The organism is Neisseria elongata subsp. elongata, assembly GCF_900113545.1.
Classification (GTDB): Bacteria; Pseudomonadota; Gammaproteobacteria; order Burkholderiales; family Neisseriaceae; genus Neisseria; species Neisseria elongata.
The window spans coordinates 181,998-195,065 of the sequence record NZ_FOPS01000001.1 but is presented as its reverse complement, the minus strand read 5'-3'; the positions used below and the strand labels follow the sequence as shown (position 1 = coordinate 195,065).

The window sequence follows — 13,068 nt, the reverse complement described above, 5'->3', positions numbered from 1 at the left end:
TTGCCGATTTTCAGGCAGTCTGCACTTGTCTTACTCAATCCCTTTTTTCGCCAGATAGCTCTCGTAATCGCCCAGATAATATTCATAGCCGCCTTTGCCGTCGAGCTCGATAATCTGTGTGGCGAGAGAAGACACAAACTGGCGGTCGTGCGACACGAAAATCAGCGTGCCTTTGTATTTTTCCAGCGCCATGTTCAGTGATTCGATGCTTTCCATGTCCATGTGGTTGGTCGGCTCGTCCATAATCAGCACGTTGGGTTTCAGCAGCAAGAGTTTGCCGTAGAGCATGCGGCCTTTTTCGCCGCCGGAGAGCACTTTCACTTTTTTCACCACGTCGTTGCTGCCGAACAGCAGGCGGCCGAGCGTGCCGCGAATCACTTGTTCGTCGTCGCCTTCCTGCCCCCATTGGCGCATCCATTCGGTCAGGTCCATGTCCACGTCGAAGTCGTTTTCGTGGTCTTGCGGGTAGTAGCCGATGGTGGCTTTTTCCGCCCATTTGATGCAGCCTGCATCGGGTTTGATGTCGGACAGTTTTTCGTCAAACGCGCCGGCCAATAGTTTCAGCAGGGTGGATTTGCCCGCGCCGTTCGGGCCGATGATGGCGAGGCGTTGTCCGGCTTCCAGAATATAAGACAGCTTTTCAAACAGGGTTTTGTCGAACGATTTGGCCAGGTTTTCCACTTCCACGGCTTGGCGGTGCAGTTTGTTTTTCTCGTCGGTTTCAAAGCGGATATACGGGTTTTGGCGGGTGGAGGGTTTCACTTCCACCATTTCGGCTTTGATTTTGTCGGCCTGTTTCAGACGGCTGGTGGCTTGGCGGGCTTTGGATTTGTTGGCCGAGAAGCGCGCCACAAATTCTTGCAGTTCCTGCAATTTTTCTTTGGCTTTGGCGTTGTCTTTCAGCGCGCGCTCGCGGGATTGGGCGGAGGCGAGCATGTAGTCGTCGTAATTGCCGGGGTAAACGGTGATGGTGTTGTAGTCCAAATCCGCCATGTGGGTGCAGACTTCGTTCAGGAAGTGGCGGTCATGGCTGATGATAATCATGGTGCTGTCGTATTGGTTCAGCACGCCTTCCAGCCAGCGGATGGTGTTGATGTCCAAGTTGTTGGTCGGCTCGTCCAAGAGCAGCACGTCGGGCTTGGAAAACAGGGCTTGCGCCAGCAATACGCGCAGCTTGAAGCCGGGCGCGACTTCGGCCATGGTGGCGTTGTGAAGTTCTTCGGCAATGCCCACACCACTGAGCAATTCGGCGGCGCGCGCTTCGGCGGTGTAGCCGTCGTATTCGGCAAACTTGGCTTCCAGTTCGGCCGCGTGCATATAGTCTTCTTCGGTGGCTTCTGGGTTGGCGTAAATTGTGTCGCGCTCGGTCATCGCCGCCCACATTTCGGTGTGCCCCATCATCACCACGTCCAGCACGCGCATGTCTTCGTAGGCAAACTGGTCTTGGCGCAGTTTACCCAAGCGTACCCCGTGTTCAATCGCCACTTCGCCGCTGGTCTGCTCCAAATCGCCGCCCAAAATCTTCATGAAGGTGGATTTGCCCGAACCGTTCGCGCCGATAAGGCCGTAGCGGTTGCCTTCGCCGAATTTGACGGAGACGTTTTCAAACAGCGGCTTCGCGCCGAACTGCATGGTGATGTTGTTGGTGGAAATCATGGAATAGCTCTTTCAAATAGGGAAATCAAAAATCGGCGGATTGTAGCATAAGAGGGCATACGCCCGATAACGTGCCGGATTTGGAATTTTTCAGACGGCCTTAAAACAGGCTGTAAAGCCATACGCCCAACAGGGTCAGGAGGATGGCGACGGCACAGCCGACTTTCGCCACCACGCCCAAGATGAAGCCGATAAAGGCTCCGATGCCGACTTTCCCTGCCAGCCAGGCATCTTTACGGGCGAGGAATTCTCCGATTGCGGCACCGAGCAGCGGGCCGAGCAGCAGGCCGGGAATGCCGAAAAAGGCACCGGCAATGCCGCCGAAAAACGATCCCCAGACGGCCTCTTTACTTGCGCCGGTGAATTTTGCGCCGAGCATACCCGCTACGAAGTCGGTTGCCGTGCCGACGGCGGTAAAGATGCCGATGGCAATCAGGGTGCCGCTGCCGATGGTGGCGTAGTCGTCGGCATATCCGAGCAGCCAGGCTCCTACGAACATGAGGATCAGTCCGGGAAGGGCAGGGTATATCGTGCCGAGGAGGCCGATGGCGAGGGCGGTCAGTCCGAGGATGATGAGCAGGGTGGGTGCCATGATGCGGGTACTTTCTAAACGGCTGGTGGGGAAATATGTTTTTCAGACGGCCTGGATGGTGTGCGAAGCGGGGAAACCATGTCAAGGCCGTCTGAAAGATTCGGGAGAAGATTGATTGTAAGGGGGGGGGTTTCAGACGGCCTAACGCCGTTTGTCTTTCTGATTGGCGATGCCCATCAAGAGGGCGAGGATGATCATAATGGATAACGTGGATGTGCCGCCGTAGCTGACCAGTGGTAGCGGTACGCCGACCACGGGCAGGATGCCGCTGACCATGCCCATATTGACAAAGGCATAGCAGAAGAAAGTCATGGTCAGCGCGCCGGCCAGTGTGCGGCTATAGAGGTTGTGTGCCTGCGAGGCGATGTAGAGCCCGCGGCCGAGGATAACCAGGTAAATCAACAGCAGAAGGAGGTTGCCGATCAGGCCGAATTCTTCGCCATATACCGCGAAGATGAAGTCGGTGGTGGACTCGGGGATGTAATCGAGATGGGTTTGCGTACCGTTGAGCCAGCCTTTGCCCCAAACGCCGCCCGAACCGATGGCAATCATCGATTGGATGATGTGGTATCCGTCGCCAAGCGGGTCTTTTGTCGGATCGAGCAGGGTAAGGACGCGAGTTTTTTGATAGTCGTGCATACCGTAGTTCCACATCAACGGCAGGGCGCAGATGAAGAGGACGACGGAGGCGAAAATGACTTTCCACGGTAGTCCGGCGAAGAAGACGACGAACAGGCCGGAAGCCATAATCAGGGTGGCCGTGCCGAGGTCGGGCTGTTTGAGGATCAGCATGACCGGCACCATGACCAATATCAGTGCGATCAGGTAGTGATGCCAGCGCAGGTTGCCGCTATGGCGTTGGAAATACCAGGCCACCATCATCGGCAGGGCTATTTTCATGATTTCGGAAGGTTGGATGCGGATGCCGAGGTTCAGCCAGCGGGTGGAGCCGTTTACGGTAATGCCGAAAAAATGCACGCCCAACAGCAGCAGTACGCCGAGAATGTAGGCGGGCGGTGCAAAGGCAGCCAGTGTTTGCGGCTTGATACGGGCAATAATCCACAGCAGGACAAAGCCGATGATGGTGTGTATGGTCTTGCTTTCCAGCCGGCCGATGTCTTGGCCGTCGGCCGAGTAGAGCAGGAACAGGCTCATGATGTAGATGATCAGCATGGCGTAAAAGAGCCAGGCATCCATCGGATCCCAAATCAGGCGTTTGAGTTTCAATAGGATGTTTTCTTCGGTCATGGTGCGGCTTCCGAGGCGGCCGAATGTGCGGCTTCAGGGTTATGGATGGTGCGGAAGGCTTCGGTGATTTTGTTTTCAGACGGCCTCACGGTGCCGCTGCCTGCCAGCAGGGGGTTATCCACGCCTGTTTTATTGCGGTTGTCCACCGGGATGTCGTGGTCGCCACCCGATTTGAGTTTGAGCAGGTAATAATCGCTCAGCCCGCGGGCCAAGGGGGCGGCATTGGCACCCCAGCCGCCGTTTTCCAAAATCACGGCAATGGCGATTTGCGGTTTTTCCATGGGCGCGAAGGCAATAAACCAGGCATGGTCGCGGTGTTGTTCGGCCAGTGCGGCGGCATTGTAGTTTTTACCTTGGGCGATTTGCACCACTTGGGCAGTACCGGTTTTGCCGCCCATGCTGTATTTCAGACCCACACCGATTTTTCGTGCGGTTCCGCCCGGCTGCAGTACTTTGGCCATCGCCGCTTTGACGTAGTTGAAATTACTTTGCTTGAACGGTAGGACGCGCTGCGGTTTAGGGTCGATTAGGGTGATTTGCTGTTTATTGTGATCCAGCAGTTCTTTGACCAAGTGCGGACGGTAAACCACGCCGTTGTTGGCCAAGGTAGCGGTGGCGTGCGCCATTTGCAGCGGGGTATAGGCGTTATAGCCCTGGCCGATGCTGATCGGCACCATCTCTGCCGTGTTCCAGCGGCGCCGTTCGGGCGGTAACTTGGAAAACCGTTTTTCTTTCCATTCGGGCGAGGGAAGTACGCCGCGGTATTCATTCGGCAAATCGATACCGGTTTGTTGGCCGAAATCGAATTCCGCCAAATACGGACGGATTTTCTCAATGCCCATTTCAAATCCGAGTCGGTAGAAAAAGGTATCCGAGGAAACTTGGATGGCTTTGCTTAAGTTAGCCGAACCGTGGCCGCTGCGGACGGAGTCGCGGAACATATGTTTGGTTCCCGGAATGCTCCATGCGCCGGGGGCGGGAATCACGGATGATTGGGTAATTTTGCCGCTTTCGAGCAGGGCCATGGCCATAAATGGTTTGAAAGTGGAGCCTGGCGGATACAGGCCTTGGGTAACACGGTTGATGAGCGGCTTTTGCCAGTTTTCGTTCAATGCCTTCCAGTTTTCGCCGTCGATGCCGTCGATGAAGAGGTTGGGGTTGAAAGACGGGTTGGATACAAAAGCCAGTACGCCGCCTGTTTGCGGGTTGATGGCCACCATGGCCCCGCGTTTGCCGCGCATCAGGCGGACGGCTTCTTGTTGCAGGCGGATGTCCATTGCCAGCTTCAGGGTTTGGCCGTTTTGCGGCGGAACGGTGCGCAGGGTGCGGATGATGTTGCCGTAGGCGTCTTTTTCTACTTCGCGGTAGCCGGGCAGGCCATGCAGCTGGCGTTCGTAAAAACTTTCCAAGCCGGATTTGCCGATGTGGGTGCTGCCCCGATACAGTGAGCCCAGTTTTTCTTCGGCCAGTTTGGCTTGGTCTTTGTCGCTGATGCGGCCGATGTAACCCAAGAAATGTGCGGTCAATTCCCCATAAGGGTATTCGCGGAAGGTTCTGGCGTTGATTTCCACGCCGGGCAGCGCATATAAGCGGGCGGCAATACGCGATGCCTCGTCCGGCGTGAGTTTCAGCTTGAGCGGGATTTTTTCGTAGGAACGGAATTCGGTACGGAATTTCTGAAAACGGTTTAAATCGGCTTCGGTAATGTCGGCCAATGTTTTTAGGACGGCGATGGTGTCGTCCAGTTTGCCTTTGATTTGGCTGGGTATGATTTCCAATGAGTAGGCCGGATAGTTGCGCGCCAGCACGACGCCGTTCGCATCGACGATTTCTCCCCGTATCGGTGCCGTAGGAATTAAGGAAATACGGTTGGAGGCTGCTTGGGCGGTAAATTCGTCCCGTTTGTGGATTTGAAGATGGACAAAGCGTGCCGCCAAGATGCTGAATAACAGGAAGATAAACAGAAAGGCGGCAAGTAGTCTGATACGGAAGTCGCGCTGGATGGAGGCATTGTCATTGCCGAGACGCGAAATGTGGCGGAGTGTTTTCATCGGCGACGGTACAGGTTAAGGACGGCCAGCATCAATTTGTTCAGCATCGGCCAGGCCAATGCGCCCACAACAGGGGCTAAAAGTCCGGATAGGCCGATGAGGCGGTGTTCGCTTATCAGGCGGATAATCAGCAGTGTAAGCTGACTTCCGGTTAGTGCGATAAAGACGGCAACCGCTTGAAAGGCGTAGCTTTGCAGGATAATGCGCCGTTGGTATTTTTGAATGAAAAAGACCATCAGGACATAGGCCAGTGCATGTTGTCCGAGTGGTAGGGCGATACCGGTATCCAGAAATAGGCCGCAGGCGAACGCGGTAAACAGGCCGACCGATTGCGGACGGTTAAGCCCCCAATACAGCAGGCTCAGGGCAGTCATTTCGGGCAGCCAGAAAGACAATGCGGCAGGAAACGGAATCAGGTCAAACAGCAGGGAAGCGGCAAAAGTGGCGGCAATCAGACGTTTGGGAATCCGGTTGTGAAAGTCGTCAAAATCAGTCATGGGTTCTTATTGGGGAGAGGATGCCGCAACGGAAGAGGCCGTCTGAATCGACAGTTCTTCAATTTGCGGCAATACCAAAACATATTTGCTGCTGCGAATGGCGGCAGGAATAGATAAGGTTGTGCGGTAGTAAGGCGTTCCGGAAGAACGCAGGGCACTTTCCACTTTGGCCACAGGAATGCCGGCAGGGTAGACAGAATCCATTCCTGATGTAACCAGTAAATCGCCAGGCTGCAAATCGGCATCTAATGGGAAATAGCGCAGGGAAACCTGGTTGCTGTCGCCATAGACCAAACTGCGTACGCCGGTACGCGCCACCATTACGGGAACGACTGTCTGACTGCTGGTGAGTACGGTTAATTCGGCATTAAAAGGCTGCACTGCCGAGATCTGGCCGATTAGGCCGTATTGGTCGATTACCGCATCGCCGGCCTTCAGTCCGTCGTTGCTGCCTTTGTTTAACAATAATTTGTCAGACAAGGGGTTTTTGCCGTTTGAAACAATTTGTGCCGCCGTGCTGTTGCCGATACCGCTGCCGGCTAAGAGGTTGAGTTTTTTCAATTCTGCCAGCTGAAGCTGCTGTACGTCGTTTTGCCGGATGGCGGTGCTCAGGCGCATATTTTCGGTTTGCAGCCTTTGATTTTCCTGAATGAGTGTTTGCTGTGATTGCAGGAATGTACTGCCGTAGTCATACAGTGCGACAGGCTGGTCGGCTAGCCATTGCAAAGGTTGCAGTGCGATGGCCAAGTAAGCCTTGAGTTGGCGGACGGCTGCATAGCGGTTGTCCAATACCATCAACAGGATGCTGATTATCGACAGGATAATCAACCGATTGACGGGACGCTCGCGATAACTGCGGGTAAAACTAAGCGATTTGGACATGGCGGGTAACGGCGGCAATTAGGGGTTCGGAGCAAAAATGGAATTCAGACGGCCTATCAAGTCCAATGCGCGGCCTGTGCCGCGTGCCACGCAGGTCAGCGGATCTTCGGCAATCATAACGGGCAATCCGGTTTCTTCAGCCAAAAGCCGATCTAATCCTTTCAATAATGCTCCGCCACCGGTCAGTACCAAGCCGCGTTCGGCAATGTCAGCACCCAGTTCGGGCGGGGTTTTTTCCAGTGCGGTTTTTACAGATTGTACGATTTGATTGATCGGCTCTGTAATGGCTTCAAGTATTTCGTTGGAGGAAATGGTAAACGAACGCGGGATGCCTTCGGCAACATTGTGGCCTTTGACTTCGATTTCTTTGACTTCCATGCCCGGGAATGCCGTGCCGATTTCTTTTTTGATGCTTTCGGCAGTCGCTTCGCCAATCAGCATCCCGTAATTGCGGCGGACATAGTTAATAATCGCTTCGTCAAACGCATCTCCTCCGACACGTACCGAATGGGAATATACCATGCCGGATAAAGACATTACGCCCACTTCGGTCGTGCCGCCGCCGATATCGACTACCATTGAGCCGGTCGGCTCGTCAATCGGCAGACCTGCACCTATGGCTGCAGCCATAGGTTCTTGGATTAGATAGACAGCTGACGCCCCGGCTTCTTCAGCTGAGTTTTGAATCGCTTTTCTTTCTACCTGGGTAGAGCCGCAGGGAACACAGATGACGATACGCGGGGTGGCGGCAAAACGGCTATTAGTTACTTTTTTAATGAAATGCTTCAGCATATCAGAGGTTACGGTAAATTCAGCAATAACGCCGTCCTTCATGGGGCGGATGGCTTTGATGCTGCCCGGCGTGCGGCCGAGCATTTTTTTTGCATCAGTGCCGACGGCCAAAACCGAACGTTGTCCCGTGTCGGGGTGAATCTGCATGGCCACCACTGAAGGTTCGTCCAAAACGATGCCTTTGCCTTTGGAGTAAATCAAAGTGTTGGCGGTGCCCAAGTCGATAGCTAAATCATTGGAGAAATAACGTGTGATGAAACGCAGAAACATGAGTAATCCTGAATGGTAACAATGTATTGAACACATTTTCAGACGGCCTGAATCAAGCGCAACAGGCCGTCTGAAAAGCGGAAATCTTTAATGGTAGGGAAGGTTTCGGTTATAATCCCGCGCCCGAAGTAGTTCGGAAAACGCGCTATCATACCTTAATTCGCCAATATTGCTAATTATCTTTAAGGAATTTTTCATGGCCTTGAATTTGTCTGATGTGGAAAAAATTGCCAAGCTGTCGCGCTTGAGTTTGACAGAAAACGAGAAAACGAAAACTTTGTCCGAGTTGAATGACATTTTCGCTATGGTTGAGAAAATGCAGTCTGTGAATACAGACGGAGTAGAGCCTATGCCGCATCCGCATGAAACCGCGCTGCGCCTGCGTGAAGATGCCGTTACCGAAACCGATCACGCTGCCGAATATCAAGCTGTCGCCCCCGAAGTTCGCAATCGCCTGTATATCGTGCCCCAGGTGATTGAAGAGTAAGTTGAATTTAATTTTTTTAAGGAGTCAATGATGAACAAAATCTTAACAGCATTACTGCTCGGCGCATTTGCCGTTAGTGCCCATGCCGCACCGAACCAGGGTGATAACGAAAAATCCGCCGCCCTGCTTGCCGGCCGTTCGGGTAAAACCGTGCATTTGTATGACTACGAAACCCCGGGTGGCACATACAGTGCATCGCTCTATCCGTCCAGTGTAAAAAATCTTGGCAACGGTTGGTATTCGACCGTCACGCTGCATCAGCCTGCCCGCGCAGGCAAACATGCCCATATGCTGATTTTGGATTGGGTGCACTGCCAAGAGCCCAAGCAGTCTGTCATGAGTGCGATTGCACTGTTCGGAAAAAACGGCAAGCTTGAAGAGCGCGCCGATATCCACGATTACGATAGTCCTGAAAAAATGCCGCAGGAAGTCATTGAGCAGGTGCAAAAAGAAGATTCCGAAGAAGCCATGCACAGCGGCAAAATGGTGGAAACCGTGTGCCGCCGCGTGAAATAAACAAGCATCAGATGTTTTGCTTTGCCTAAGCAGGCCGTCTGTAAAGCAATATCTACTCTTTCAGACGGCCTGAAAGGCATTTTTATGAAGCAGGCTTTCATATATACCGACGATAAATCTCAAAAATTTTGGATTATTGATGCTGCCGGCAATGACATCATGGTTAATTTCGGTAAGCTTGGAACGAACGGACGTTTCCAAAATTACCGAATTACGGCGATGAAGCAGAGTGTCAAAAAGCCGCTGACAAGCTCATCATGCGAAAGACAAAAAAAGGTTATAAACCTGCCCCGCGAAAACAAAACCGAAGCCTATCAAACCAACAAAGCCATCATCGCCACCGCCTTCGGCAGCATCACAATTTCAGGTAGCCTGCTCCCCGAACTGCATCGCCTCTCACTGCTCGCCATATAGCGGCTCGACATACTGGCGCAACTACGCGGCTGGCTCACTGTCGACATGCCGTTTGAAACCGGCTAATGGCAGAAGACCTGCAACGCTTTGCCGCTGAAACCGCCTCCTTCAGGTAGCCCGAAATATATAAACCCACAAAGGTATAAAATAGATCTGACAACCTAGATACAATTAGGAGTGTAGCTATATTATGGATCTCATTACTAGTGCAAGAGAATTAAGCAAGAATTTTATTACGTTAATTAAGAAATATAAATATATGTCTTTTGCGACAGCATGGGCTTCAACAGAGCATCCTGCTTTTCAAAACCTGCTTGAATACCAAGAAAAAATCCAACACTCAACTATTGGTCTACATTTTTATCAAACAGACCCTGAAGTTTTGGCACAACTACAGCACAATAAAAATGCGAGATTCATCTTGCAAACAAATGGTGTATTTCATCCGAAGCTGTATTTATTTTGGAATACGCCAACTGATTGGGTATTGCTTTCAGGTAGCGCAAACTTTACCAACGGTGCATTTAATGGCAACAATCGAGAAACTATGCTTTTAATAAAAGGGGAATCTGCCGATTTTTTTCAAGAAATTTCCTGTTTTTTAAAAAATGATTGCTTCGATAACGCCGTAGAAATTGGCGACGAACAAATCGAACGCTATCGTATCCTTTATCATCAACGGCAAAAACCCTTACAGACTCTATCCAACCGTTATCTGACTGGTAATAAGCATAGTGAAATGGGTAAGAGCATCTTATCCACTAACATATTGACATATTCGTGGGATAAATATTTTAAAATAATCCAGCAGGATAAAAATCAATCGTTTAAAGATCGATTGGATTTATTGGATTATGTAAAAGAATTTTTCCAAAATAATGGAAACTTTCTTTCCATAGATTCAGAGAATCGAAAACTTATTTCGGGTTTGCCCAATAATGCAAAAGGCAGTCAAGAACTAGACTATGGTTTGTTTGGCAGCACCAAGAGCAATGGTAATTTCCACAAGGAGATTAATAATGGAAATCCAAAAATTATTCAAGCCATTAACTTAATTCCTTTAACAGGAGAGATTAGTAAAAGTAATTTTTTAGAGTATGACAAAATTTTCCGGCAAGCCGGCTTTAACAACCCGATAGGTGTTGCTACGCGGCTATTAACAATGAAAAGACCTGATTTGTTCTTTTGCTTCAATGGCGCAAACAAAGAAAAAATATGTGCGGAATTAGATTTGCCTAAAAACCTTAATGCTGAACGCTATTGGGATGAAATTTTGCTGCGTATTTACGATACTGCTTGGTTTAACAGCAGCAGACCACAAGATACAATCGAACAAAAAGCATGGGACGGCAGGGTTGCCCTTATCGACTGTATTTATTATGAACCAAAGAAAAGCTAGCAATTACCTGCTATCTGCTTTCAGGCAGCCTGCACCCCATCCCCCCCCCTTTAAATTCCCAATTATTTCCAACCGAAAGACCCGAAAATGACCCAATACACCCTCAAACAAGCCAGCCAACTGCTCCAATCCAAACAAATCTCTGCCGTCGAGCTGGCAACCGAATATCTTGCCGCCATCGCCGCAAATAACTCCTCCATCAACGGCTACATCACTCTCGACCAAGATAAAACTCTCGCCGAAGCCCGTGCCGCCGATGCACGTATCGCGCAAGGTAACGCTACCGCACTCACCGGCATACCCATCGCCTACAAAGACATTTTCTGTCAAACAGGTTGGCGCAGCGCGTGTAGCTCCAAGATGCTGGACAATTTCGTTTCGCCCTACACTGCCACCGTCGTCCAAAACCTGCTCGACGAAGGCATGGTAACGCTCGGTCGTACCAACATGGACGAATTCGCCATGGGTTCGACCAATGAAACCTCGTTCTACGGCGCAACCAAAAATCCGTGGAATCCTGAGCACGTCCCAGGCGGTTCATCCGGTGGTTCCGCAGCGGTCGTTGCCGCACGCCTTGCTCCTGCCGCACTCGGTTCAGATACCGGCGGCTCCATCCGCCAGCCTGCTTCACACTGCGGCATCACCGGTATCAAACCCACCTACGGCACGGTTTCCCGCTTCGGCATGGTTGCCTACGCATCCAGTTTCGACCAAGCAGGCCCAATGGCGCAAACTGCCGAAGACTGCGCGATTTTGCTCAATGCGATGGCAAGCTTCGACGAGCGCGATTCCACCAGCTTGGAACGTAACAAAGAAGACTACACCCACGATTTGGACAAACCGCTCAAAGGCATGAAAATCGGTCTACCTAAAGAATATTTCGGCGAAGGCGCGGATGCCGATGTGCAGGCTGCTTTGCAAAACGTTATTGACCTCTTAAAAGCGCAAGGTGCGGAAACCATTGAAGTTTCCCTGCCCCAAACCGCCCTGTCCATCCCCGCTTACTACGTCCTCGCTTCCGCCGAAGCCAGCACCAACCTTTCCCGCTACGACGGCGTGCGCTACGGCCACCGCGCCGCCCAATTCGGCGACCTTGAAGAAATGTACAGCAACACCCGCGCCGAAGGCTTCGGCAGCGAAGTCAAACGCCGCATCATGATTGGCACTTATGTGTTGTCGCACGGCTACTACGATGCCTATTACTTGAAAGCCCAAAAACTGCGCCGCCTCGTTGCCAACGATTTTCAGACGGCATTCGCGCAATGTGATTTCATCCTTGCCCCAACTGCGCCCACCGCCGCCCCCAAACTCGGCAGCGACATCCACGATCCCGTGCAGATGTACCTTTCCGACATCTACACCATCGCCGTGAATCTGGCAGGATTGCCCGCCCTGACCCTACCCGCAGGTTTCAGTAGCAGCGGACTGCCCATCGGCGTGCAGTTCATCGGCAACCACTTCTCCGAAGCCAAAATCCTTGGCGCAGCGCATCAAGTACAGTTGGTAAGTGATTGGCATACGAAAGTACCTGTGTGAAGTTTTCAGGTAGCCTTTGAGGCCGTCTGAAAACCGCATGGATGAATGATAAAAACGTGCGAAGTGCCGACTACCGCCAAGAAATGGTAATCTCATCAAGATATTATCCGCACAAGCGAACGAGTCATTGAAGATGAGAAAAGCAGCCTGCATCTCCCATTCTATAAAATGCAGGCTACCTGAAACCCAAGACCAAGGACATCTAATGCCCGCCGCAATCCTCGTATACGCCGCGCTCCTGCTCGGTAGCACCTCCGCCGTAGCCTCTGCCAATAGAGACATCTTGTTCTATTGCCAAACCACCAACGGTAAGCAAGTGCATATCCAACAACACGACAGCAACGTGCGCTACCGCTTTGGCAAAAACCTGGCCCACCCCGAACTGGAATTCACACAACCCAAAACTCAGGTTTACCAGCGGAACTTCACAGTCGATGACAACGGCTACCGCGCCCACGCAAGACAAATGTGGCTGCACAACGGTAATGCGCACTATGTCACCACCGTGCTTTACCTTTCAAAAGGAACGGTGTATTCGCTGGGCGTATACCATGACGGCAAAGATGTCGACATTCCCTGCCGGCGGCGACACGCCTTTGAAAACATAACGCTCATCGATGCTCTGCCTGAACTTCCTGACGATTTTGAAGTTGAATAAGTTATTGATTTACTGTATTAATTACGGTTTAAAATAGTGTGTTATCGCCGCCTCATTGGAAGATTTTTTT

At 51.7% G+C, this 13,068-nt stretch carries 13 protein-coding genes; 6 read left to right on the top strand and 7 right to left on the bottom strand.

Translation table 11 applies throughout. The annotated features are described in order from the left end of the window. Positions 1-30: 30 nt before the first annotated feature. The 7 genes from BM261_RS01025 to BM261_RS00995 form a co-directional block, all read right to left on the bottom strand. The gene (locus tag BM261_RS01025) at positions 31-1,656 is read right to left on the bottom strand and encodes an ABC-F family ATPase (protein ID WP_074894307.1); all 1,626 of its coding nucleotides are present in this window, start codon (positions 1,654-1,656) and stop codon (positions 31-33) included. Between the two features lie 100 nt (positions 1,657-1,756). Continuing rightward, entirely contained in the window at positions 1,757-2,248 is a 492-nt protein-coding gene (locus BM261_RS01020) for a DUF456 domain-containing protein (protein ID WP_070453185.1), read from the bottom strand. A 141-nt stretch (positions 2,249-2,389) separates the two neighbouring features. Next, positions 2,390-3,496: a rod shape-determining protein RodA gene (gene rodA, locus BM261_RS01015; protein WP_074894305.1), complete on the bottom strand. Its 1,107-nt coding sequence runs from the start codon at positions 3,494-3,496 to the stop codon at positions 2,390-2,392. Then, positions 3,493-5,547, bottom strand: coding sequence for a penicillin-binding protein 2 (mrdA, locus tag BM261_RS01010; RefSeq protein WP_074894303.1), 2,055 nt, complete (start codon positions 5,545-5,547; stop codon positions 3,493-3,495). The genes rodA and mrdA overlap by 4 nt, the downstream gene beginning before the upstream one ends. Continuing rightward, positions 5,544-6,044 carry a rod shape-determining protein MreD gene (gene mreD, locus BM261_RS01005; RefSeq protein ID WP_074894301.1) on the bottom strand — a complete coding sequence of 167 codons (501 nt, stop codon included), beginning with the start codon at positions 6,042-6,044 and terminating at the stop codon, positions 5,544-5,546. Before mreD ends, mrdA begins: the two co-directional genes overlap by 4 nt. Positions 6,045-6,050: 6 nt before the next feature. After that, complete coding sequence (mreC, locus tag BM261_RS01000; protein WP_074894642.1) at positions 6,051-6,926, bottom strand: rod shape-determining protein MreC; 876 nt, start codon at positions 6,924-6,926, stop codon at positions 6,051-6,053. Between the two features lie 18 nt (positions 6,927-6,944). Then, positions 6,945-7,988: a rod shape-determining protein gene (locus BM261_RS00995; protein WP_049248438.1), complete on the bottom strand. Its 1,044-nt coding sequence runs from the start codon at positions 7,986-7,988 to the stop codon at positions 6,945-6,947. Positions 7,989-8,184: 196 nt separating this feature from the next. On the opposite strand from BM261_RS00995, the gene gatC reads away from it, so the two are divergent. The 6 genes from gatC (at position 8,185) to BM261_RS00965 (ending at position 12,998) form a co-directional block, all read left to right on the top strand. Beyond that, a complete protein-coding gene (gene gatC / locus BM261_RS00990) occupies positions 8,185-8,475 on the top strand; it encodes an Asp-tRNA(Asn)/Glu-tRNA(Gln) amidotransferase subunit GatC (RefSeq protein WP_040665683.1) in 291 nt (96 codons plus the stop codon). Between the two features lie 30 nt (positions 8,476-8,505). After that, a complete protein-coding gene (locus BM261_RS00985; protein WP_074894299.1) occupies positions 8,506-8,991 on the top strand; it encodes a hypothetical protein in 486 nt (161 codons plus the stop codon). Between the two features lie 84 nt (positions 8,992-9,075). Continuing rightward, on the top strand, positions 9,076-9,405 hold the full coding sequence (locus tag BM261_RS12605; RefSeq protein WP_074894297.1) for a hypothetical protein: 330 nt from the start codon (positions 9,076-9,078) through the stop codon (positions 9,403-9,405). 190 nt (positions 9,406-9,595) lie between these two features. Further along, a complete protein-coding gene (locus BM261_RS00975; protein WP_074894295.1) occupies positions 9,596-10,804 on the top strand; it encodes a phospholipase D family protein in 1,209 nt (402 codons plus the stop codon). Between the two features lie 87 nt (positions 10,805-10,891). Then, positions 10,892-12,340, top strand: a complete 1,449-nt coding sequence (gene gatA, locus BM261_RS00970) for an Asp-tRNA(Asn)/Glu-tRNA(Gln) amidotransferase subunit GatA (protein ID WP_074894293.1) — start codon at positions 10,892-10,894, stop codon at positions 12,338-12,340. A 133-nt stretch (positions 12,341-12,473) separates the two neighbouring features. Then, the gene (locus BM261_RS00965; RefSeq protein WP_143095743.1) at positions 12,474-12,998 is read left to right on the top strand and encodes a hypothetical protein; all 525 of its coding nucleotides are present in this window, start codon (positions 12,474-12,476) and stop codon (positions 12,996-12,998) included. Positions 12,999-13,068: the final 70 nt, after the last annotated feature.